Source organism: Microbulbifer sp. ALW1, from assembly GCF_009903625.1.
GTDB lineage: Bacteria > Pseudomonadota > Gammaproteobacteria > Pseudomonadales > Cellvibrionaceae > Microbulbifer.
In genome coordinates this window covers 1,054,944-1,077,318 of sequence record NZ_CP047569.1, presented here as the reverse complement: position 1 = coordinate 1,077,318, position 22,375 = coordinate 1,054,944, and the positions used below count along the sequence as shown (strand labels likewise).

Sequence of the window (22,375 nt, the reverse complement as noted above, 5' to 3'; positions counted from 1 at the left end):
GGCTCCGGAAATGTTCAGGCAACGGCGACGGAGATCAATCCCGCAGCTCAAATTGGTAAATATCGGATTGGTAGGATTCGCGCTGGGTGAACAGCAGCCAGTTTTTCTCCGGTACATAACTGAAATCGCCAAGGCGCTCCACCGCGCCGCGGGGAATCAGGGCCAGCCCGCTGGCTTCACCGCTGTCCAGATCCAGCTTCATCACCCGGCTGTGGATACCCGCACTCTGCTGGAAAAACACCTGTCCCCGGTAAAGATCCCAGTTAAATTGCGTCGCGAAGGCATCCGCAGGCAGCAGCTGCCGTACCTCTTCGAGACGCGCAGTCACGGGGCTCATTGCGCCCTGCCACAAGCCGCCATCGCTGCGGACAAACAGAAACCTGTCATCCCCGGCGGGCAACAATTTGACCATGGGGATATCACTCAGGGGCTGCCCACCCCCAGCCGCCAGGTCAAAGCGGAAACCGAGGTACTCACCGCCGGTTGAAACGGTGGCGTAGAGATGGGCATCGTCCTCAGCCCAGGCCGGGCGACTGAAGTTGTAAAAACCCGGACCATCTTCCCCCGGTACTATCTGACGCACTTCGCGGGTGGCAAAGTCCAGCACCATCAGCTGGTTGCCGGCAGCGGAACTGTCCGCCGCAACAAAGGCAATACGGTCACCGGCGTGAGACCAGCGCGGTGTCATCACCTCGCCATTGAGGTTGGTTATTTTCTCGCGGTGACTGCCGTCCAGTTGACTCACCCAGAGCTCCATCGCTCCGGACTCATTGGAACAGAACACCAGTTTGCCCTGCACCTGGGAATAGTGTGCATTGCGCTGGCTGAAGTTGGCCTGCAGCAGGGGGATAGCCGCACGCAGGTCACTCCCCAGGTCCAGATAGCCGATGTACTTGTCGGTGTTGCCCAGGCTATACACGTAACGATTGCTGCCAGGTACCTGACTCAGGCTGCTGATGCCGGGCAATGCCAGCTGTGTCGCCTCGCCGCTGTCGAGGTCCACCATGCGCACCACGCGCTTGCCGGCAATCTTGCTGGCATAGACGATGCGCCTATCCTGCTTGCCCCACCCCAGGCTCTTTATATCGCTCTCGCTACGGGTGATACGGCGCTCTTCGCCGCTGTCCAGATCCCGCACATAGATATCTTCGGACAGCAGGTCCATCCGCCGGCTGAACGCCAGGCTTTTGCCATCGCCGGAAAAGGCGATATCGCGATCCTCATACTTGCAGGAATCGCCACAGGAAATGCGTCGCTCGGGATGTGCGGGATCTTTGACGTCAACCAAGTAGATGCCGCTGTTGAATATTCCGGGCTCGGTCTTGTTGACGGCCAGGAAGTCGCCGGAGGGGTGGATAGCAATATGCGTATTCAGGTCGTACTGACAGTCAGTAATGCGGCTGCGCGACAGCGTCGCCAAGTCGAGGTACTTCACCGCGCAACGCTGTTGCTGGCGATCCCGCTCGATATAGTAAATGCCCTCGCCCCCGGGCGCCCACACCGGACTGTGCTCGCTTTGCTCGGTGTGGGTCAGCTGTTTCGGGGGGCCCCCACCGGCGAGTGGACGCAGGTAGAGATCCGCATCCTGGTTCGGCCGCGCCCAGGTAAACGCCAGTTGCTGACGATTCCGGTCCACCGCCGGGGTAAATTCGCTGCCGGGATAATTGGTCAATCGCTCGTTGCTTAGCACCATGTCCCGAGGTGATGCGCTCAACAGGGCCGCGAACACAGCCACGGCCAGCAGCGCCGCTGCGACGACCGCCCCTCCAATTATCCAGCCGCGGCGTGAATTACCGGAAGCCGCCGCGGGTTGATCCGGGTCCGCCACCCTGAGCAGCGGCTCAACTGCCAGGCGATAGCCGTGTCCGCGCTTGGTCACAATGTACTGGGTATCGGGGTCGATATCCGCCAGTGCCTTGCGAATATGCCAGATGGCATTGTTGATGGCCTTGTCGCCGACAAAATGATTGCCACCCCACACCTGCTGGATCAGCTGCTGGCGGGTGACCCAGTTGGGGTAGTGCTCGACCAGGCATTGGAGCACATCGAAGTATTTTTTCTGGGACAGATCCAGGCGCGTATCGCCGTGCGATACGCTCTGCTCCGCGAGATCGACGCGGACCTCGCCAATGTCGTATTCCGGCTTACCGGTCACCGGTTTACTCCCCTGAAATCCAACACGATTTCCCCACCCAAACCATCAATTCTGGCCCGAAATTATACCGCAGACGCCCTGATAGAAAATGCGACCACAGCCCTCAACGGCCCGTAACTCATTGATTTCAATAAAAAAGAGTTTAAAAGATATTCGCCAGACACTTTCCGACCTGCCCTCGCTTGCGACCGCTTCGCCCCCTCTCGTACAAAAGGTTCCACGCCGCAACGCCGGCGAATAATAACCACACAACAAGCTTCGGAGGGACACAATTTGAACGCGAACAAACTCGCACTGGCCATAGGGATCGGCATCGGCTCCATGAGTGCTGTGCCCGGCCTCGCCGCCATGCAGCAGGAGCCAAGCACTGGGGCCAGCGAACCGCTGATGGAACGGGTTGAAGTCACCGGCTCCCGCATCAAGCGCATCGACCTCGAAGGGGTAGCGCCGGTACAGGTCATCTCTGCCGTCGATATCGAGGCCAGCGGCCTCACTTCCATCACCGACGTATTGCAGACCTCCACCGCCAACTCCGGGGTCAACTTCAGTGCCGACGGCTCCTACGTGGAGAGTGCCAGCTCCGTCAACCTGCGCGGCATGGGGGTCAACCGCACCCTGATCCTGATCAACGGGCGCCGCCAGGCCTCCTTCCCCACCGCTTACGGCGGCTCCACCAACTTTACCGATGTCTCCGATATTCCCGCCAGCGCGGTCGAGCGTATCGAAATCCTGACCGGTGGCGCCTCGGCAATTTACGGTTCCGACGCCATCGGCGGCGTGGTGAACATTATTCTCAAGAAAGGCTACGAGGGCACCGAGTTCGACGCCCGCTACACGGCCCCGGAGCAGGGCGGTAACAAGCAGGTAGAACTGTCGTTTACCCAGGGCTTCACCACCGAAAAATCCAACACCATGGTGATGGTGGAGTACAAGCAGGTGGAGGAGCTGCTCAACCGCGACCGCGACTTCCTGTATTCACCCCGCTACTACAACGACGATGACGGCGACCTGGCCTGGGGCAACGGCCCCGACAATCTCGATGCCCCGTCCAGCACCGCGGCCTATCTGCGGGACTACGACGAGGTGTTCCACGCATCCTCGAGAAATTACGCCAGCGAAGCCCTGTGTGACGACATTCTCGCCGGCGGTGCGGTCTATCTGCCCGACCAGTCCTACCGCTGCTATTACGACAGCGACGCCACCGAAGGCGTGTTGCCCGCCGATGAGCGGATCAACCTGGTGATCAACACCGAATACCAGCTCAACGACCTGTGGAACCTGTTCGGCAGCCTGCAGAGTTCCTACAAGACCTCCGATCGCTTCAAGACCGACAAGGGCATCGGCGAAGACATCTACATGGATGCCGCCGATGGTCGCCTGGCCTATACCACTGAGGGCATGGACGATTACCACCGCTTCCAGATCCGCCGCCGGTTTGCGGACTTCCCCGGCCAGCGCATGTACGAATCCACGGTACAGAAGTACGCGGTAACTGCCGGTGCCTCCGGAACCCTGTTTGGCGAGTACGACCTGGACATCTCCTGGTCATCGGCGCTAAACCTGTACGACCGCAACAAATACCACATGGTCAACGGCGCTGCGCTGCTGGACAACATCACCCTCGATCCCAACGACACCAGCGACAAGTGGTACCCGCTGGACAAATTGACCGATGCCCAGGCTGCGCGCCTGATGGATGTGTCGGTTACGGACTCCGAAGCCACCATGAACCAGTTCCAGGCAGTGCTCTCCGGGGATCTGATGGAAGGGTTTGCCGGCCCCATCGCCTTCGCCACATCCTTCGAGTGGGCCAGCGAAAGTTACGACGACTCTCAGGATGAAGACACCCGCACCGGCGGCCTGCTCGGCCAGGGCGGCACCAATGGTGGCGGTGACCGCCAGCGCAGTGCGCTGTCCGCGGAATTGCTGATCCCCCTCCTGGATACCGCCAGCGGCCAGTCCCTGGAATTATCCACAGCGGCCCGCTACGACCACTACAACGACGATTCCGATGTGGGCGGCGCCTTCACCCCACAGGTGGGCCTGACCTATCACCCCACCGAAGACCTGTTGCTGCGCGGCAGCTGGGGCAAAAGCTTCCGCGCCCCGGATATGCACCGACTGTACGCCGGTGAAACCCTGGGCTTCGGCTCCACCAACCTGACCCTGGCCAGCGGCGAGGTGATCGAAGACGACTACGACTCCTGGTCGGCCGGCAATATGGCACTGGAGGAAGAAAAAGGGGACTACTGGAACCTGGGGCTGGTATGGACACCCACCGACAGTATCGAAATGACCCTGGATGTGTGGGAAATCGAACTGCGTGGCGCCGTACGCAGCGTAAGCACCAATGAAGTGCTCGAAGACCCCAATTACAACCTGACCGGGCAATACGCCAGCTGTAACCAGTTCAGCGGACTGGGTTACATCAATATCGTCGACGACGGTGTCGAGAACCTGCTGTGCATGCGCAAGGGCCCGATCAACGCCGCCTTTGAATCCACCCGCGGCGTGGACGCGCGCTTCAGCAAGGAGTTCGAGCTGGGCGATCTCGGCATTCTGGATTTCTCCGTGGAGACCTCCTACATCGCCGAAAAGCTGTATCAGGAATATGCCGGCGGCGACGTGGAAGATGCTACCCAGCTCCACTACACCCCGAAGCTCAAGGCCAACAGCTCCGTGAGCTGGCGCCGGGACAACTACAGCCTCAACCTGACCTACTTCTATACCGGAGAAGCGCAGGGTGAAGACTATTTTGAGTACCCGGACGGCAGTGAGGCGCTGGCCAGTGACACACTGGCGGCTTACAAAACCCTGAATGTAAACGCCAGCTACGAATTCCCCTGGGAAGGGAAGGTGACACTGGGTGTAAACAATGCAACGGATGAAATGCCGCCGCTGTTTCACCGCTACAGCACCCTGCGCAACGACTTCCCCTACCACGCCGACTGGCTGGGGTACGACGTCATTGGTCGCACGGTTTACCTGCGTTACAAGCAGACCCTGTAAACAAATCAGGCACCGGGGCTGACCCGGTGCCGGCATCCTCTCTCTTTGCACTCTGGCGCTAACCGGGTCCAGGCGATGGCCCAGCTTATCTAGGGTGCTTTTTTTCGGCACTCGAGATTTACGGAGCCGCCTATGAAACTCAAGCCCCTGTCCCTGATAACGTGCCTGCTGCTGGGCCTCGCAAGCCAGGCACTTTCCACTCAGGCACTTTCCACACAGACACTTTCCACACAGACACCTTTTTCCCAGTCACAGCCGCGCAATATCATTTTCATGATTGGCGACGGCATGGGCCCCGCCTACACCTCCGGTTACCGCTACTTCAAGGATGACCCGCGAACACCGGCAGTAGACACCACCGTGTTTGATCGCCTGCTGGTGGGTACCGCCAGTACCTACCCGGATGACGACACCTATGTTACCGACTCGGCGGCTTCCGCCACCGCGCTGGCCACCGGTGTCAAATCCTACAACGGTGCCATCGGCATTGACGCGGAACACCAGCCACTGGAATCCCTGCTCAAGCGGGCAAAACAACTGGGAAAAGATACCGCGCTGGTGGTGACATCCGAGTTGAATCACGCCACCCCGGCCAGTTTTGTGGCCCACAACGAGTCCCGCGGCAACAAGGACGACATTGCCAATGACTTTATCGATATCCGCATTAATCAGCGCCCGGTGGTAGACCTGTTACTCGGCGGTGGACAACAGTATTTTCAGCGGCAGGATCGCAATATCCTGCGGGAATTTGAACGGCTGGATTACCAGAGCGCCATCGAACTCGATGCGCTGAACAGCCTCACCCGGCTACCCGCGATTGGCCTGTTTGCCAGCAAAGGGCTGGAGCGCGCCATCGACAGCGCCAGTCCACATCGCCTGTCCCTTTTGACCGGCCACGCCCTGGGTTTGCTGCAGAACAATAAAAACCCGGCCGGTTTTTTTATGATGATCGAAGGCAGCCAGATCGACTGGTGCGGTCACGCCAACGACATTGCCTGTGCCATGCATGAAATGGACGATTTTGCCCGCAGTATCGAACTGGTGGAAAAGTTCATCGAAAACAACCCCGACACCCTGCTGGTGGTTACCGCCGATCACTCCACCGGGGGGTTGAGCCTGGCCGCCAACAAACGCTATATCTGGAACACCGACATCGTTGCGCAACAAAAGCAGAGTCTCGGTAAATTTACCGAGCAGCTGGATAAGGACGCCGACATTGCGTCGCGCTGGTCGCACAACTTCGGCTACTCACTGGATTCCGGGGAACTTGAGCAATTGCGCAAAACGCGGGAAGACAAGAACAAACTGTACGACACCATCGTCGCTATCAGCAGCCGACACTCAAACACGGGCTGGACCACCCGCGGCCACGACGCGGTGGATGTGCAGGTATTTGCTGCCGGCAAAGGGCATGATCGTTTCCAAGGATTTCAGGACAACACCGACATCAGCAAAACCCTGTTCGAGTTGCTGGGTAGCAAATCCGGCTGATGTTATCGGGATGGTATCAACTCAAGCAGATGCGAGCGCCGCTGGCCATAAATACATGCTGGCCCGCTTGTGCAGGATGTCCAGCGCAAACGGCTCCGCGCAGGGGGCCTGCGCTATGCCATAGCACACATGCAGCGGCAATAAATGTTCTTCCCGCGGATGACAGAAGCGCGCGCCGGGTGCACTGGGCCAGTGCACCAGACGCTCCGCTCGCTCGGTTTCCGTGAGTGCGGCACTGGTACAGGTCTCGTGTAGCCACTGCTCGAAGGCGCTATTCAGATGGCGGGATTCATCGGTTTCGGCGGCAAAAAAAGCCTTCATATTGTGAAACGAGAATCCGGAACCGAGCACCAGCAGGTTTTCCCACTCGAGACCTCGCAGCGCAGCGCCAATCGCCAGATGCTCTGCGGCACTCAGGTTGCTCTTGAGCGACAACTGTACACAGGGAATATCCGCCTGTGGAAAGAGGAGTTTCAACGGTACAAACAGGCCGTGGTCAAAACCCCGGCTGGCATCTTTTCGCGCCTTGATACCAGACTGCGACAAGGCGTCATAAACCGCCTGCGCCAGTGCCGGCTCCCCGGGTGCCGGATACTCGATGGAATAAGACTCATCGGGAAATCCGTAGTAGTCATAAATCAACGGGGGATGGCTGGCGAAAGTAATACTGGGCTGACTTTCCTCCCAGTGGGCGCTGATGATCAGGATGGCCGATGGTTTGCGCAGGCGGCCAGCGATCTGCTGTAAACAGTTCACCAGTTCTGCATGCCCCGGATCGCCCAGCAACGGTAGAGGGCCACCACCGTGGGAGACAAACAACACTTCCGGTTGCGCACTTGGAGTCGGCATCCGCATTCCCTCTGAATCAAAGATTTCGGGAACCATTCTAGCCGATGCGTGACAGGGACTGACGGATAGCCTCCGGAATCGGTACCGAGCGGTTTTCCGAACGCGCCACAAACACATGGGTAAAACTGCCGCTGGCCGCGGCTTCCTCTGCCCCTGCAGGGAATATTCCCACCCGGTATACCACCGAACTGTTCCCCAACTTCTCTACCCGGATGCCCGTTTCCAGCTGCTGGGGATAGGCAATTGGTGCGCGGTAGTCACAGCTGGAATTGACCACAAAGGCCACGATGTCGCTGTTGTGGATATCCAGTCTACCCTCCTCGATCAGGTAACGGTTTACCGCGCTGTCGAAGTAGCTGTAATAGATCACGTTATTTACATGGCCGTATATATCATTGTCGTGCCAACGGGTGGTGATGGGATAGAACACCCGGTAGTAATCCCGGGCAAAGTGCTCACTTGCGTTAGCTTGCTGTGACATTTTTTCTCTTTGTGTTTATTGCCGTTAAGCCATTAAAACGCCGCGCGGTAAATCGCCAATGCGTCCTGCTCGGTAACCGTGCGCGGATTGTTGACCAGCAGGCGCTGCTGCTGCATCGCGTCCGCCGCCAGTCGCGGGAGACTCTCCTCGGTAACCCCGCAATCCCGCAGACGACTGGGCAGGCCCAGCTCGGCAATCAGGTTTTCCAGCCAGCACACCAGCGCTTCCGCCTGTACCTCCGCCGAGCCGCTCGCAACATCGCGCCCCATAATACAGGGCGCCAGTTCGGCATAGAGTGCCGCGGCCTGCGGCGCATTGAATCGCAGCACATGGGGCAGTACCAGGGAATTGCTGAGGCCGTGGGGAATATGGAAGTGCCCGCCGAGGGGGTAGGCCAGTGCATGCACTGCGGCCACCGGTGCATTGGCAAAGGCCTGGCCGGCGTAGAGCGCCCCCAACAGCATATGGCTGCGGGCCTCAATTTGGCTGCCGGTGTGGGTAGCGGCGGCAATATTCTCGGACAACAGGCGCAACCCCTCGCGGGCGAGCATATCGGAAACCGGGTTCTTTTTGTGCGCGCTGGTGTAGGCCTCGATGGCATGCACCATGGCATCCACACCGGTGGCAGCGGTCACTGCTGGTGGCAACCCCAATGTCAGCCTGGCGTCCAGCAATGCGGTATCCGGTTGCAGCAGTGGCGAGACGATACCGGCCTTGGTAGTTTCGCCGGTGGTAACGATGGAAATGGGGGTCACTTCCGAGCCTGTGCCGGCAGTTGTGGGTATCTGTAACAGAGGCAGGCGCGGGCCGAGTACATTGCCGACGCCGTAGAGCTCGTCGAGGGACTGGCGGCAATCCGGGTGCGCCAGCACTGCCACCAGCTTGGCCACATCCATGGAACTGCCACCGCCGAAGCCCACCACCATATCCGCTGCCAGCGCGCGGGCCGCGTGCACCGCGGCCTCCACCGTGGCCGTTTTCGGGTCCGCTTCCACCCGGTCAAATATCCCCAGGCGCAGGTCGGTGCAGTCAAACCCGGGCAGTACAGCGTCCAGCAGTCCGGCGTTGACGATACCCGAATCCGTCACCAGCAGAACCCGATGAGCACCGGCAGACCGGCAGTGATCCGCCAACTTCTCTGCGGCACCTGCTTCACAGATGATGGTTTTGGTGGTGGAAAACGTGAAATTTTGCATATGGCACCCGTCATTTCAGGGAAACCATTGAACGGCGGGGCGGGAGGCTTGACCATTACCTCCCACTTCGGATGGCGGTTTGCCAGTACCGGTCGGGATTCAAGCCCGTTGATTACACCGGCTGCAAAAAGCCTCGCAACAATCGCTCAATCATTTTGCGGTTGTCCAGGCCCGTGAACCCCAGGCTGCTGACCCGGGAAAACTCCAGATACTGCACCACGGCCAGCAGCAAACGTCCATCCACGTCCGACAGCCCCGAGCCAAACGGCGTGCAAAAACGCTGAGAAAGCGCCTGTAGAGCAAGCGTGTATTCCCGCACCTCATCGCGCACCGCGTCTGGCAGGAATTGCTGGAACAGGAATTGGCTTTCAATCTTAAGCTGGCGGTTGCGCGCCTCCTGCTCACCGGCGAAGAACTCTTCAATCAGGTCACACAGGCCCTGAAGGTATTGCTCGACCTCCAACTTTCCGTCGGCAGCCAACTCACATCTGGCGAGCAGTAACTGCTGCTTCTGCTCCAGGTCACCCAGCACCGGGGACATGTCATCTTTGAAGGAGCGGAAAGCCGCAAGCAGCAGGTTGTCGAACGTCTGGAAATAGTAGGTCGTCATCGCCAGCTGCACGCCGGCAGCCTTGGCAATGGTGCGATGGGACAGCGCCGCCAGCCCCTGGTCGGCAATCAGGTTCAGGGTCGCGTCGAGGATTTTTGCCTTGGCAATCTCGCGTTTTTCCGCTTTTTTATTCACGGGTGCCTGCTTGGCCTCAGACGCCTTGCGGAGAGTGCCATTGCTGCTAGCCATGGGGGTTGCCTCGAGGATATTCGTGCTTGGTCAAAATACGGGCGGCAACCCTATACAAAGGTCATATGCTGGTCAATCGCCCAAACAGGAGAAACCCGCCACTAATGACTATTTTCACCGATCAGTGAGCCCTTTCTACTCCACGGCCTGATTCACCGCCTGCTCCACGGCTTCACCGCCTCACGCTTCCAGCTGGGGGTCTGGTTTTTCAGACAATAGCTTCCCGGCTTTTATCCCCGAACTTTTTGCGGTTTTCGCACCAAAAATACGCAACATCAGTGCTCCGCCCCGTCGCCACCCCAGCAGGCTTTGCGCCGTGACTAATCCCGCGAACAGAGCGCCGGCAACGCCACAACTCATAATGTCCTGCCCTGTCAGGTACAAACCCTTGATGCGGGTTTTCGGGCGCAGCCAGTTTCGGGTAAAGCGCGCCGGATCGTGATCTAGCCCGTAGATTTCGCCATGCTGATATTCACAGAAATAGCGGGTGGAAAGCGGCGTGGATAATTCACTGTAATCAATCTGTCCGCGCAGTTGCGGGAAGTGCCGGTATAAATGTTCCAGCAACCGTTCACTGAACTGCTGTTTCAGGGCCTCATACTCGTCACCGCGCTTGCCCCAGGTTTCCCCTTTCCAGTGTTCGAACCAGGCAAACTTGGCCGGTGCCACTATTTCAATGGTGGCCCGGCCCGGGTAGCGCTGCTCGAAACTGGGATCCTTGGCTGAAGGAAAGGAGATATACACCAGCGGAATCTCCGCCTGCGGATTCTCCAGGTAGGTCGCAAAATCGCCCTCGTAATCGGCGCTGGGATAAAGCCAGTAATTGGTTTTCGGCAGCCCCAGTTCCGCCGCCGTTTTCTGCAACCCGATGTACAGGCACAGGTGACTCATGGAAGGTCTGACCTCGCGCAACTGACACAGATACCCCGCCGCATCAGCCGCACTTTGCGGCAGCAACTTTTCGAAGGTATTGAAGACCCCGGCATTGGAGATCACCGCCGGCGTCAGAATCTCAGTGCCATCCGCCATGCGCACGCCGGTTACCCGCTTGCCATCCAGCAACAGGGTCTCCACCCGCGCATAGGTAAACACCTCACCACCGGATTTCTGGATCTGGGGAATGATCGTTTCGGCAAATTGACTGGAACCACCAATCGGGTAATAGCCACCATAGAGGTAGTGTTTGGCGATCAGCGCGTGAATGATGAAGCTGCCGGACTGCGGCGTCATACCGTTATCGCCCCACTGCCCGGTGAGCACCGCGATCAACTCTTCGTTGTCCGTCAATTCACGCAATACGTCGTAGGTGGTTTTATTGAGGTAAGCGGGCCAGCGAATTTTTTTGTACAGATTGAGAACAGGAGAGCACCAGCGGGGCAGCAACTTCTCCAGGGTGATCAGCGGCATGGCCGCGGCGACCGCCATTACCCGCTGCAGATACGCTTCAATGACTTGTTGCTCACCGGGAAAACGGCGGGACAGTTCCGCCACAAACGCCTGGCGCCCCGCCACCAGATCGTACTGGTTGTCGCCGAGACAGATCCGATCGTAGGTGCTGTCCATGGGCGCCCACTGCAGACGACCACCGGAAATAAAATCGAACAACCTGCGGGTCATGGTCGGATGCTCGCCCACATCACCGATGTAGTGCACCCCTACATCCCACTCGTAGCCGTGGCGATCGTAGGCATGGGTAAATCCGCCAGCGGTGTAGTGCTGCTCCAGCACCAGAACCTTCTTGCCCTGGTCACTGAGCAGTGCCGCGGTGGTGAGACCGCCGATTCCAGAGCCAATCACGATGGCATCGTAGGGACCGTCGAGTCGCCCCGCTCGATAGCGGCGGCCAATGCGCAAACGGCCCGGTTGCGGGCTGGCGCCCTGGGAAGATTTGGACCCGATCATGAGCAGCCTCCAACGAATACTTTTTTTATTGTGTCTTTATATAGCGTCGTTATTCAGCCACCTTAGCCCTCACCAGCAGGTTATGCAATGAATTGCATATGCGTTCATCAATGATGATCCGCAGCCAGCCATCGGCTGGCCCGCGTATTTAGGGTACAGAATGAAGTTGGGAAGCCGGGTACCACGATCGCGAGAGAGAGAACGGCGAGAGGTGCCGGCGAGAAGGACCGGCGAGGAGGAAACTTACTGTGTAAAGGCTACCGGCACGCGCCCAGGCATCAGACAACGGCCTTCAGGTTTGCGCGCCCCGGAAACTTTCCGCAGGTGACCGACTGTATCCAGTGCTCACCCAGGGTGAACTGACACTGGTAATCCCGCGGCAGCTTGTGCTTGTCTGCGAAGCGTTCGGTCAGACGCAACACCAGTGACTGCTCCTCGAGCCGCAGCTCCACGGCCTCGGCCACTTCGAACCCGAAGTAGTCTCGCACCGATGGATACAGGGCTTTGAACAGGCTTTCTTTGGCGGAATAGATCAGGGTAAGCGCCACCCGCTCGGACAGCCCCTGGTCACTGAGCAGCTCCCGCTCGCGCCGAGTGGCCACTATGGTGGCAATCTCGCGGCAGACCCGGGTGGGAATCAGGACTTCCACATCAATCCCCAGGTAATCCATATCCAGACGACGACTAACAGCACACACCGCTACACTGCCCACATGAGAAATGGAACCGACCACCCCGCTCGGCCACAGCGGATTGCGCTGCTCGCCGATACCCACCTGCAGATCCTGATTGCGTACCGGGGCCAGGTGCTGCAACGCCAGTGCTGCGGCGTAGCGACCCGCGAGAAACCCCGCCTGCCGCTTGGGCAGCGAGCGCGCAATAGGCTCAGGCAGGGCAATTCCCAATTGAGGGTAGAGCGTGGGTTGATAGCCCGCCGAATCAAATTCACAGCTCACCTGGCGCACGCCGGTTCTCGGATCCACCGCCGACTGCACCTTGCCAATAAAATGACGCTCAGCCCCGGACTCCTTCGTTGCGTTGACTGCCTGCATTTACCTCTTCCCCCGAAACTACACTGGATGTTCATTAGCTTGGTGAATGCATGCAGCATGCCAAGCCATCCGGCGGATGCTATTTCTTCGAGGTAAGCTTCGGGCTGGTTGCGGCTCCGGTGACGGTCACCTCAGGGAGTAACACCTGCAGAATTTTGTACAGGACTTCGATTCGCGCGTCGTTGGGGAAGTATTTATTGGCAAGCAGAACAAAACCAAAGCGCTGTTCCGGAATGAATGCCACATAAGTGGAAAAGCCACTGGTGGACCCGGTTTTGTTGATCAACACATTTTTTTGCGGCGCCAGGGGAGGCCGGATGGGTTCAACCGGGTGATCTTCGGTGATCATCATGCGGGAGTTGCCTTGTAACAGGGTATCGGCCCGCACGGGTAGCGCGTACTGCTCCCACACCAGGTCCTGCACATAGAACTCAGTTTTGAAGTGCCCCTCGCGGGTTGCCGCCAGGGCCTTTTCCAGTTCGGGGGAGGCCTGCACCAGCTGCATATGGATCCCCAGGTAACGCACCAGATCCGCAGCACTGGACTTGACCCCGTAAGCCTCTTCTCCCAGCACGCCGATATTCACCCGCACCGCTTTATCATCGCGGTTGTACCCCTGGGCATAATCGGACATCTTCTCCGCTGGCACCGAGATATAGGTATCCCCCAATCCCAGGCCCTGAAAGATTTTCTCCTGCATGACCTTGGCGTAGGGCTGACGTAATTTCTCTGCGGTGATCAGCCCCAGCAACCCTATCCCCGGATTGGCGTAAGTGCGGCTGGTGCCGGGAAAATACTGCGGTTGCCACTGTTTCAGATAAGCCAGTAACTGCCGGTTGTTCTCAATGTCCGATGGCACCTGCAGTGGGAAGTGACCTGCCGTATGGGTGGCCAGATTGAGCAGTGTCACCCCATCCATGGCCGAACCACGCAATTCCGGCAGGTGCAGGCTGACCGGATCCTTCAGTGACAGGGTACCGGTCAATTCGGCATAGGCCGCCAGCGTCGCGGTAAATGTTTTACTGACGGAGCCGATTTCAAAAAGTGTGTGCTCCGTAACCAGATTCCCGGCCTCCGCCGAGGTTTCCCCCATATTAAAAAAGTAAGGCTCCCCATCCACCGTCAGGGCAAGGGCCATGCCCGGCACCTGATACTTTTCCACAACTGGCCGAATTGCCTCGACCACCAGCGCCTGCAGTTTCTCCGGGTCCACGCGTGCCGGCGCTGCGAAGGAACTTGCCGATACGCACAGCGCCATCAACCCCCAAGCCAAAACATGGCGCAATTTCAAACCCAACAATGGCATGGCAGTTTCCCTGAGCATCCAGATTTATTGTTCATCGTCAGACCACACCCCCGGAAAATAGTGCAAAAAGCCACGCTCTGCTGACCGGAACAGGCAGGGCCAGCCATTGCCGTGTGCCCCTCCCGCCTCGTAAATCCATCAACCGGGCAAGAAAATAGGTATTATCCATAAGCCGACTCCACTAAAGGTATTAGCGCGTTTGGCAATAGCCGCGCGATCCGGAATAAGCCGGCACAGAAACAGGATGTATGCTTACAATCACAAGGATGAGAACAATGCCAAACATGGAACAGCTAAAAAGTATCCTGAAATCTTACGGTGTCTCTGAACACAGCATGGCCGTGATCCAGGCGCGACATGGATCCAGCATTTTCGTGAAGATGTCCAAAAGTGACCAGACGTTAACCGGCCGCGAAACCCACCGCTACCCGCACATCAGCCCCGCTTACAACGGCACTCCCGCCCACCTCACGGATATCCGTTTTGTGAAAACCGTAGGGGCACATGACGTCTTTCAGCGTTTTCATCGCCATATTGATGACAACCTCAACCTGAGTGATGAGCGCCACGACCGCTTCCAGGCGGTAGAGAGGAACTCGGGGGCTATTTATTCGGTCAGTGTTACAGGGGGAAGAGGCCCGGCTGCGACGGATGTCCGCTCGCTGGAAGAATTGCGCGGGCTGACCTTTTCCATTGGCTTGCGGGTTCACGAGTATCAACGCTACGCGGTCATGTCTCGGGCAGTCATGAACAAGTACAATCTGGGTGTACGAACCTAGTTATTTGCGGTAACAGCAGTTTCGGGAATATGCGACGAATCCTGAAGAAAAGTATTCTTGCGACAGTGTTGCTGGGCTTGCTGGCAGCACTGGCGTTCGTATTGTTTCCCGGTCTCAAGTATGAAATTTACCGCCAGCTGTCGCCCAAGCTGCGCTGGAATATCTCCTATGCACTGACCGACAAGTTTGTGGTGGGGATGGTGTATTTTGTGGAGCGCGATCGGCAACTGCTGCTGGTTCGCCACAGCTACCAAGACAAGTGGGCGCTGCCCGGCGGCTGGGTGGAGCGCCATGAATCCTTCGAGGAGTCGGCGCGGCGAGAGCTGGATGAGGAGCTGGATATCCGCATCGACGATTTTGAGGTGCTGGAGGTGAACAAGGTCCCGCGTTCCGGGATCATCAACATCGCCATCCGCGGGCGCCTGCAGGACAAGCGAGTGATGATTCGCGACAGTGAAATCTTCGGTTATCGCTTCTTCGACCTCGACCAGTTACCGGAAGACATACTCTATACCCACAAGCCCTACATCCGCCGCTACCTGGAGTCCTACCAAGCACCACAAGCCATTCCGGCACAAGCGCCCGAACAGGCCACGGAGCCTGACCCGGCGCCGGCGGAAGCCAGTCCCGCGCAAGCGGATCACTAGCCCACCGCCACCTCTCAATTAAACTATCTCGTCACCCTTTCACCCCATTGGCGATCTGAAACACCACCCGTGCGGCAGTGCGTGCGGCGTGATCTTCGATATCAAAATAGGGGTTGAACTCGGCGATATCCGCCAGGCACACCTTTTTCGACTCCAGCACTGTGTCCAGCAATGGCTCGAACAAGTCGAAGGGTACACCGCGCCCGGCGGGCGCACTGACCGCCGGCATCACCGCTGCGGGGAACACATCCAGGTCGATGGTGAGGTAAACAAAATCCACCCGGTCGATAAAGTCCGCCATCTGTTTTTGCACCAGCTCGATGCGCCAGGGGACAATTTCCCGGTCGGAAATCACCTGGGCCCCCAGCTCTTCGGCGCGGTGGTAGAGCGCCGGGGTATTGGCGGTGGCGGCGGCGCCCACACAGAGGTAATTGAAGGGGCGACCATTGAGGTCACACTGTTCCGCAATCTGGTAAAAGGGCGTGCCGGAAGAACCCTGGGGCGCCGGCAGGCGCAGGTCCAGGTGCGCGTCGAAGTTGATGATGCCCAGGGTTTTATCCCGGTGTTGCTCGCGCATCCAGCGGGCAATCCCCTGGTAACTGCCGAAGGCGATTTCGTGGCCGCCCCCCAGCACCAGCGGAAAGTGCCCGGCGCTCATCAGCTCGGTAATACGCGCGCCGAGCATCGCCTGGCCAGACTCCAGGTCGTCTTTTTCTACCCGCACATTGCCGGCGTCATACAGCGGTGCGCTGAAGGTTTTAGGCAGGTTGGCGAGCGCCAGGCGCAGGATACGCGGCCCCTTGGCAGCACCAATACGCCCCTTGTTGCGGCGCACGCCCTCATCCGAGGCGAACCCCAGCACCGCCAGCCCCGGCGGGCTGTCCAGGTGCAGCGGTACTATGTCCTGGTGCCAGCGCTTGCCGGCCTTGCCGTCTTCGCTGTCAATCCGGCCACTCCACAAACGCATATCAGCCAGCTGTAACATGGCGTCCCCCGAAAAACATTTCTGCAGGTTTCAGTGCACCCACTTCGTAGGCCAGCTGATCCGGTGTCTCCATCGGCCACAGGGCCATATCCGCGCGCAATCCGGGGCGCAGCACGCCGCGACTGCAACAGATGCCGAGGGCACGGGCCGCCGAGCGGGTGACGCCGGCAAGGGCCTCTGCCGGTGTCAGCCCGAACAGGTTGCACCCCATGTTCATCATCAGGCGCAGGGAAGCGATGGGGCAGCTGCCGGGATTCAGGTCGGTGGAAATCGCCATGGGCACACCGGCGGCACGCAGCTTGTCGATGGGTGGCACCCGGGTTTCCTTCAGGGTGTAAAACGCCCCCGGTAGCAACACCGCGGCAGTGCCGCTTTCCGCCATGGCGGCGACATCGGCATCGGTGATGTATTCGATATGCTCCACCGAAAGCGCACCGGCCTTGGCCGCCATGCGGGTGGCGCCGGTGGACGCCAGCTGTTCCGCGTGCACTTTCACCGGAAGATCCAGCCTTTGTGCCGCTAAAATGACTTTTTGACACTGTTCAACGCTGAAAGCGATGTTTTCACAGAACATATCCACCGCATCCGCCAGCTGCTCTTTGGCCACCGCCGGCAGGATTTCTTCGCACACCAGGTCGATGTACTCGTCCGCGCGGCCGTCGTATTCCGGCGGCAGGGCATGGGCGGCGAGACAGGTGGTGAGAATATTGACCGGATGGTGCTGGGCCAGGCGGCGGGCAACGCGCAACTGCTTGAGCTCGGTTTCCAGATCGAGGCCGTAGCCGGACTTCACTTCCACCGTGGTGACGCCCTCGGCAATCAGCGCGCGCAAGCGCGGCTCGGCACTGCGATACAGATCCGCCGCACTGGCAGCCCGGGTAGCGCGCACGGTAGAAAGAATACCGCCGCCACTGCGGGCCACCTCCTCATAGCTTTCGCCGCCAAGGCGACGGGCGAACTCGCTGGCGCGATGGCCGCCGTAGACCATATGGGTATGGCAATCGATCAGCCCCGGCGTCAGCCACTGGCCCTCGCCGTCTATCACCAGATCAGCCGTACACTCCGGCAACTCCCGGCGCGGCCCTATCCAGACAATTTTTTTACCCGTCACCGCCACCGCGGCGTCTTCCACCACGCCGTAGGCACCGGGAATCGACGGATCCATGGTGGCCGCGTGGACGTTGGTAATCAGCAGATCACAGCGTTCAGTCATAGTTGCTCACTGAATTGGCGTTAATTGTAACGATAGCCCTAACGGGGCCATTTGGCGCAGATTCTCACTCTTGACAGCCATCGCCATCAAATTCATAGTTGCGCCATCGACAAACTTGTATATACAAGAATGTACAACTGGACAGGCACTTTACCCGAGCAGGCAAAGACCACACAAGTATGAGTAGTCAATCTTCCACCACCACCGCAGAAACCGGCAGCCAGCCCCGCTACGCCGCCATCAAAGCGCACATCCGCGCCCAGATCGAATCCGGTGACTGGCCCGCCCACTTCCGCGTGCCCTCGGAAAATCAGCTCGCCCAGGACTTCACCGTCAGTCGCATGACCGCCCGCCGCGCCCTCTCCGAACTCACCGACGAAGGCGTGCTCATCCGCTCCCAGGGCCTCGGTACCTTCGTCGCCGAACCAGTCCCCGCCGGCTCCCTGCTGGAAGTGCGCAACATCGCCGACGAAGTCGCCGCCCGCGGTCACAGTTACGGCAACCGCATCCTCAAACTGGAGCAGACCACCGCCAATACCGAAGTCGCCGTGGCACTTGGCCTCGCCGAAGGCGCCGCGGTCTACCACTCCATCATCGTACACCTGGACAACGACCTGCCGATCCAGTTCGAAGAACGCTATACCAACCCCACACTGGTGCCGGACTACCTGCAACAGGACTTCACTGCGGCCACACCCAACGAATACCTGACCCGCGTGGCACCACTGACGGAAGTGGATACCACGGTGGAGGCGATCGGTGCCGATGACGTTGTGAGTAGCGCACTGGAAATCAAACCGGGTACTGCGTGTTTGCAGATCTGGCGACGTACGAAAAGTAGTGCGGGCACCGTGAGTTTCGCGCGACTGGTGCACCCGGGAAATAGATACCGGCTGGGCGCGCAACTGAGGTTTTAAAACAACTCCGAGCGCGACGAAGTACAGAAATTTGAATTGAAGGCGGAGCGCCGGGCGGAGGTTTTCAGGATCGTCGGCAACAGGGAAGTTGCCGACGAAGCGTACAGGGATGTATTCACAGCGGTCCTGAAAACCTCTGCCCGGTGCTCCGCCGCCACAAAACCAGTTTTAAAACTCCGGGCCAAAAACCCACAGAACCTAATTTCAAACCAAGAATTTGGAAAAAAACGAGGCAACCATGACCGATAAACGCCACGACCCCAGCCGTAAAATCGCCGCCCCCACCGGCACCAAGCTCAACGCAAAAAGCTGGCTCACCGAAGCCCCCCTGCGCATGCTGATGAACAACCTGCACCCCGACGTCGCCGAACGTCCGGAAGATCTCGTTGTATACGGCGGCATCGGCCGCGCCGCGCGCGACTGGGAGTGCTACGACAAAATCGTCGAAGTACTGCAGCGTTTGGAGGACGACGAAACTTTATTAGTCCAATCCGGCAAACCCGTCGGCGTATTCAAAACCCATGCCGACGCACCGCGCGTGCTCATCGCCAACTCCAACCTCGTCCCGCACTGGGCCAACTGGGAACACTTCAACGAGCTGGATAAAAAAAGCCTCGCCATGTACGGCCAGATGACCGCCGGTTCCTGGATCTACATCGGCTCCCAGGGCATCGTCCAGGGCACCTACGAAACCTTTGCTGCAGTAGCGCGCAAACACTTCGACGGTGAAGCGAAAGGCAAATGGGTACTGACCGGTGGCCTCGGCGGCATGGGCGGCGCCCAGCCTCTCGCCGCCACCATGGCCGGCTTCTGCATGATCGCCGTCGAGTGCGACGAAACCCGCATCGACTTCCGCCTGCGCACCGGTTACGTGGACAAGAAAGCCACTAGCCTCGACCAAGCGCTGGCGATGATCAACGAAGCCATGGAAAACGGCGAAGCCATCTCCGTCGGCCTGCTCGGCAACGCCGCCGACGTATTCCCGGAAATTGTTGAGCGCGGCATCCTGCCGGACTGCGTTACCGACCAGACCTCTGCCCACGATCCACTGAACGGCTACCTGCCGAAAGGCTGGAGCATGGAGCAGGCCGCCGAGATGCGTAAAAAAGACGAAGCGGCAGTCGTGAAAGCGGCCAAGGAATCCATGGGCATCCAGGTACAAGCCATGCTCGCTCTGCAAGAGCGCGGCGCAGCCACCCTCGACTACGGCAACAACATCCGCCAGATGGCCTTCGAAGTGGGCGTAGAGAATGCATTCGACTTCCCTGGCTTCGTACCGGCCTACATCCGCCCACTGTTCTGCGAAGGCATCGGTCCCTTCCGCTGGGCGGCACTGTCCGGCAATCCGGAAGACATCTACAAGACCGACGCCAAGGTAAAAGAACTGATCCCGGACAACCCGCAACTGCACAACTGGCTGGACATGGCGCGCGAGCGCATCCAGTTCCAGGGCCTGCCCGCGCGCATTTGCTGGGTCGGTCTGAAAGACCGCGCGCGCCTGGCGCTGGCGTTCAACGAAATGGTCGCCAACGGCGAACTGGAAGCACCGGTAGTAATCGGTCGCGACCACCTCGATTCCGGCTCCGTTGCCAGCCCCAACCGCGAGACCGAATCCATGATGGACGGTTCCGATGCGGTCTCCGACTGGCCGCTGCTGAATGCCCTGCTGAATACCGCCAGCGGCGCCACCTGGGTATCGCTGCACCACGGCGGCGGCGTCGGCATGGGCTTCTCCCAGCACTCCGGTGTCGTGATCGTATGTGACGGTACCGAGGCCGCGAAAAAGCGCATCGAGCGCGTGCTGTGGAACGACCCGGCCACCGGCGTAATGCGTCACGCGGATGCGGGCTACGAGATTGCGAAAAACTGCGCACGCGAGCAGGGCCTCGACCTGCCGATGCTCAAGAATTAATTCGCAGTCTTTTTAAATTCATTCGCTGTGCCCAAAGCACTGGCACAGCGAACATCAACACTATTTTCGGTAGAAAGCGTTATGTACCAACTGGAAATCACCCCCGGCCAACTTAGCCTGGAACAATTGCGCCGCGTCGCTCGCGAGCCGGTAAAACTGAGTCTGAACAGCGACGCTCACGGAGCCATCGAAGCCTCCGCCAAAACCGTCGCCGACGTTCTGGAACAGGGCCGCACCGTCTACGGCATCAACACCGGTTTCGGCCTGCTGGCCAACACCCGCATTGAAAAGAAAGACCTGGAAACCCTGCAGCGCGCCATCGTGCTCTCCCATGCCGCCGGCACCGGCAACTTCATGAGTGAAGATACTGTGCGCCTGCTGATGGTGTTAAAGATCAACTCACTCGCCCGCGGTTTTTCCGGCATCCGCCTGGAAGTGATTCAGGCCCTGATCAAACTGGTCAACGCCGGTGTCTACCCGGCGATTCCGGAAAAAGGTTCCGTGGGCGCTTCCGGCGACCTGGCACCGCTGGCACATATGAGCGTGGTGCTGCTGGGTGAAGGCGAATGCTTTATCAATGGCGAGCGCAAACCGGCATCCGAAGGTCTGCGCTTTGCGGAAATGCGCCCGCTGGTGCTGGCGCCGAAGGAAGGCCTGGCACTTTTGAACGGCACCCAGGCCTCCACCGCTTTTGCCCTGCAGGGAATGTTCAGCGCGGAAGACCTGTTCGCCGGCGCGGTGGTAACCGGCGCACTGACCCTGGAAGCCGCCAAGGGCTCCCGCCGCCCGTTCGACGATCGCATTCACGCCGCGCGCGGCCAGGTAGCCCAGCGCGATGTTGCCGCGAGCTACCGCGACCTGCTGGGTGACCACAGTGAAATCGGCGAGTCTCACGAAGATTGCGAAAAGGTGCAGGACCCCTATTCCCTGCGCTGCCAGCCCCAGGTAATGGGTGCCTGCCTGCAGCAGATCCGCTTTGCGTCTGAAGTGTTGCTGGCGGAAGCCAACGGCGTGTCCGACAACCCGCTGGTCTTCACCGACGAGGAAAACCCGGAAAACTCCGACATCATTTCCGGTGGCAACTTCCATGCGGAACCGGTAGCGATGGTGGCCGACAACCTGGCCCTGGCAATTGCGGAAATCGGTTCCCTGTCCGAACGCCGCATGGCCCTGCTGATCGACTCCAACCTGTCCGGCCTGCCGCCATTCCTGGTGGACAATGGCGGGGTCAACTCTGGCTTTATGATTGCCCAGGTGACTTCCGCGGCACTGGCCAGCGAGAACAAAACCTTCGCCCACCCGGCGAGCGTCGACTCCCTGCCGACTTCCGCCAACCAGGAAGACCACGTGTCCATGGCCACCTTCGCCGGTCGCCGCCTGCGGGATATGGCCGACAACACCTGCGGCATCCTCGCCGTGGAACTGCTGGCCGCCTGCCAGGGCCTCGACTTCCGTGCACCACTGAAGACGACCGAGAAACTCGAAAGCGCCAAGGCCGCCCTGCGCGAACGCGTCCCCTTCTATGACAAGGACCGCTATTTCGCGCCGGATATCGAGGAAGCTAAGCAGTTGCTGGCGAGCGCTTATTACCGGGAATACCTGTCGGTAGAAATGCTGCCCAGTAATCATTAAACGGAAAGGGTAGCGGGAAACCCGTTAGCCAATGATCGAAAGCCTTTGCT

General features: G+C 59.2%; 17 protein-coding genes. 7 read left to right on the top strand and 10 right to left on the bottom strand.

Features of this window, described 5'->3' with window-relative positions; genetic code table 11:
* Window positions 1–34 precede the first annotated feature (34 nt).
* Window positions 35–2,155 (bottom strand): winged helix-turn-helix domain-containing protein, encoded by a 2,121-nt coding sequence (locus GRX76_RS04425; protein ID WP_160152198.1) that lies wholly within the window; start codon window positions 2,153–2,155, stop codon window positions 35–37.
* Window positions 2,156–2,428: 273 nt separating this feature from the next.
* On the opposite strand from GRX76_RS04425, the gene GRX76_RS04420 reads away from it, so the two are divergent.
* On the top strand, window positions 2,429–5,164 hold the full coding sequence (locus tag GRX76_RS04420; RefSeq protein WP_160152197.1) for a TonB-dependent receptor domain-containing protein: 2,736 nt from the start codon (window positions 2,429–2,431) through the stop codon (window positions 5,162–5,164).
* Between the two features lie 132 nt (window positions 5,165–5,296).
* Entirely contained in the window at window positions 5,297–6,655 is a 1,359-nt protein-coding gene (locus GRX76_RS04415; RefSeq protein WP_160152196.1) for an alkaline phosphatase, read from the top strand.
* Window positions 6,656–6,676: 21 nt separating this feature from the next.
* Here the strand turns inward: GRX76_RS04415 and GRX76_RS04410 are convergent, their stop codons facing one another.
* The 7 genes from GRX76_RS04410 to ampC form a co-directional block, all read right to left on the bottom strand.
* Window positions 6,677–7,504 carry a class III extradiol ring-cleavage dioxygenase gene (locus GRX76_RS04410; protein ID WP_201276908.1) on the bottom strand — a complete coding sequence of 276 codons (828 nt, stop codon included), beginning with the start codon at window positions 7,502–7,504 and terminating at the stop codon, window positions 6,677–6,679.
* Between the two features lie 37 nt (window positions 7,505–7,541).
* Window positions 7,542–7,985, bottom strand: coding sequence for a thioesterase family protein (locus GRX76_RS04405; RefSeq protein WP_160152195.1), 444 nt, complete (start codon window positions 7,983–7,985; stop codon window positions 7,542–7,544).
* A 32-nt stretch (window positions 7,986–8,017) separates the two neighbouring features.
* On the bottom strand, window positions 8,018–9,181 hold the full coding sequence (locus GRX76_RS04400; protein WP_160152194.1) for an iron-containing alcohol dehydrogenase: 1,164 nt from the start codon (window positions 9,179–9,181) through the stop codon (window positions 8,018–8,020).
* Window positions 9,182–9,293: 112 nt separating this feature from the next.
* The gene (locus tag GRX76_RS04395; RefSeq protein WP_160152193.1) at window positions 9,294–9,980 is read right to left on the bottom strand and encodes a TetR/AcrR family transcriptional regulator; all 687 of its coding nucleotides are present in this window, start codon (window positions 9,978–9,980) and stop codon (window positions 9,294–9,296) included.
* A gap of 180 nt (window positions 9,981–10,160) precedes the next feature.
* Window positions 10,161–11,882 (bottom strand): NAD(P)/FAD-dependent oxidoreductase, encoded by a 1,722-nt coding sequence (locus tag GRX76_RS04390; protein WP_160152192.1) that lies wholly within the window; start codon window positions 11,880–11,882, stop codon window positions 10,161–10,163.
* A 278-nt stretch (window positions 11,883–12,160) separates the two neighbouring features.
* Window positions 12,161–12,934 carry a 4'-phosphopantetheinyl transferase gene (locus GRX76_RS04385; protein WP_160152191.1) on the bottom strand — a complete coding sequence of 258 codons (774 nt, stop codon included), beginning with the start codon at window positions 12,932–12,934 and terminating at the stop codon, window positions 12,161–12,163.
* Window positions 12,935–13,013: 79 nt separating this feature from the next.
* Entirely contained in the window at window positions 13,014–14,240 is a 1,227-nt protein-coding gene (gene ampC / locus GRX76_RS04380) for a class C beta-lactamase (RefSeq protein WP_160152190.1), read from the bottom strand.
* Window positions 14,241–14,515: 275 nt separating this feature from the next.
* Between ampC and GRX76_RS04375 the strand changes: the two genes are divergently transcribed.
* Window positions 14,516–15,019, top strand: a complete 504-nt coding sequence (locus GRX76_RS04375) for a hypothetical protein (RefSeq protein ID WP_160152189.1) — start codon at window positions 14,516–14,518, stop codon at window positions 15,017–15,019.
* 29 nt (window positions 15,020–15,048) lie between these two features.
* Window positions 15,049–15,666 carry an NUDIX hydrolase gene (locus GRX76_RS04370; RefSeq protein WP_160152188.1) on the top strand — a complete coding sequence of 206 codons (618 nt, stop codon included), beginning with the start codon at window positions 15,049–15,051 and terminating at the stop codon, window positions 15,664–15,666.
* A gap of 31 nt (window positions 15,667–15,697) precedes the next feature.
* Here the strand turns inward: GRX76_RS04370 and hutG are convergent, their stop codons facing one another.
* Both hutG and hutI read right to left on the bottom strand, forming a co-directional pair.
* Entirely contained in the window at window positions 15,698–16,651 is a 954-nt protein-coding gene (gene hutG, locus GRX76_RS04365; protein WP_160152187.1) for a formimidoylglutamase, read from the bottom strand.
* Complete coding sequence (hutI, locus tag GRX76_RS04360) at window positions 16,635–17,864, bottom strand: imidazolonepropionase (RefSeq protein ID WP_160152186.1); 1,230 nt, start codon at window positions 17,862–17,864, stop codon at window positions 16,635–16,637. The genes hutG and hutI overlap by 17 nt, the downstream gene beginning before the upstream one ends.
* Before the next feature lie 179 nt (window positions 17,865–18,043).
* Here hutI and hutC point away from each other — a divergent pair, with 179 nt between their 5' ends.
* From hutC to hutH, 3 genes are all read left to right on the top strand, one after another.
* Window positions 18,044–18,781, top strand: a complete 738-nt coding sequence (gene hutC, locus GRX76_RS04355; protein ID WP_160152185.1) for a histidine utilization repressor — start codon at window positions 18,044–18,046, stop codon at window positions 18,779–18,781.
* Window positions 18,782–19,019: 238 nt separating this feature from the next.
* Window positions 19,020–20,693, top strand: coding sequence for a urocanate hydratase (gene hutU / locus GRX76_RS04350; RefSeq protein ID WP_160152184.1), 1,674 nt, complete (start codon window positions 19,020–19,022; stop codon window positions 20,691–20,693).
* A gap of 81 nt (window positions 20,694–20,774) precedes the next feature.
* Window positions 20,775–22,325 (top strand): histidine ammonia-lyase, encoded by a 1,551-nt coding sequence (gene hutH / locus GRX76_RS04345; RefSeq protein ID WP_160152183.1) that lies wholly within the window; start codon window positions 20,775–20,777, stop codon window positions 22,323–22,325.
* Window positions 22,326–22,375: the final 50 nt, after the last annotated feature.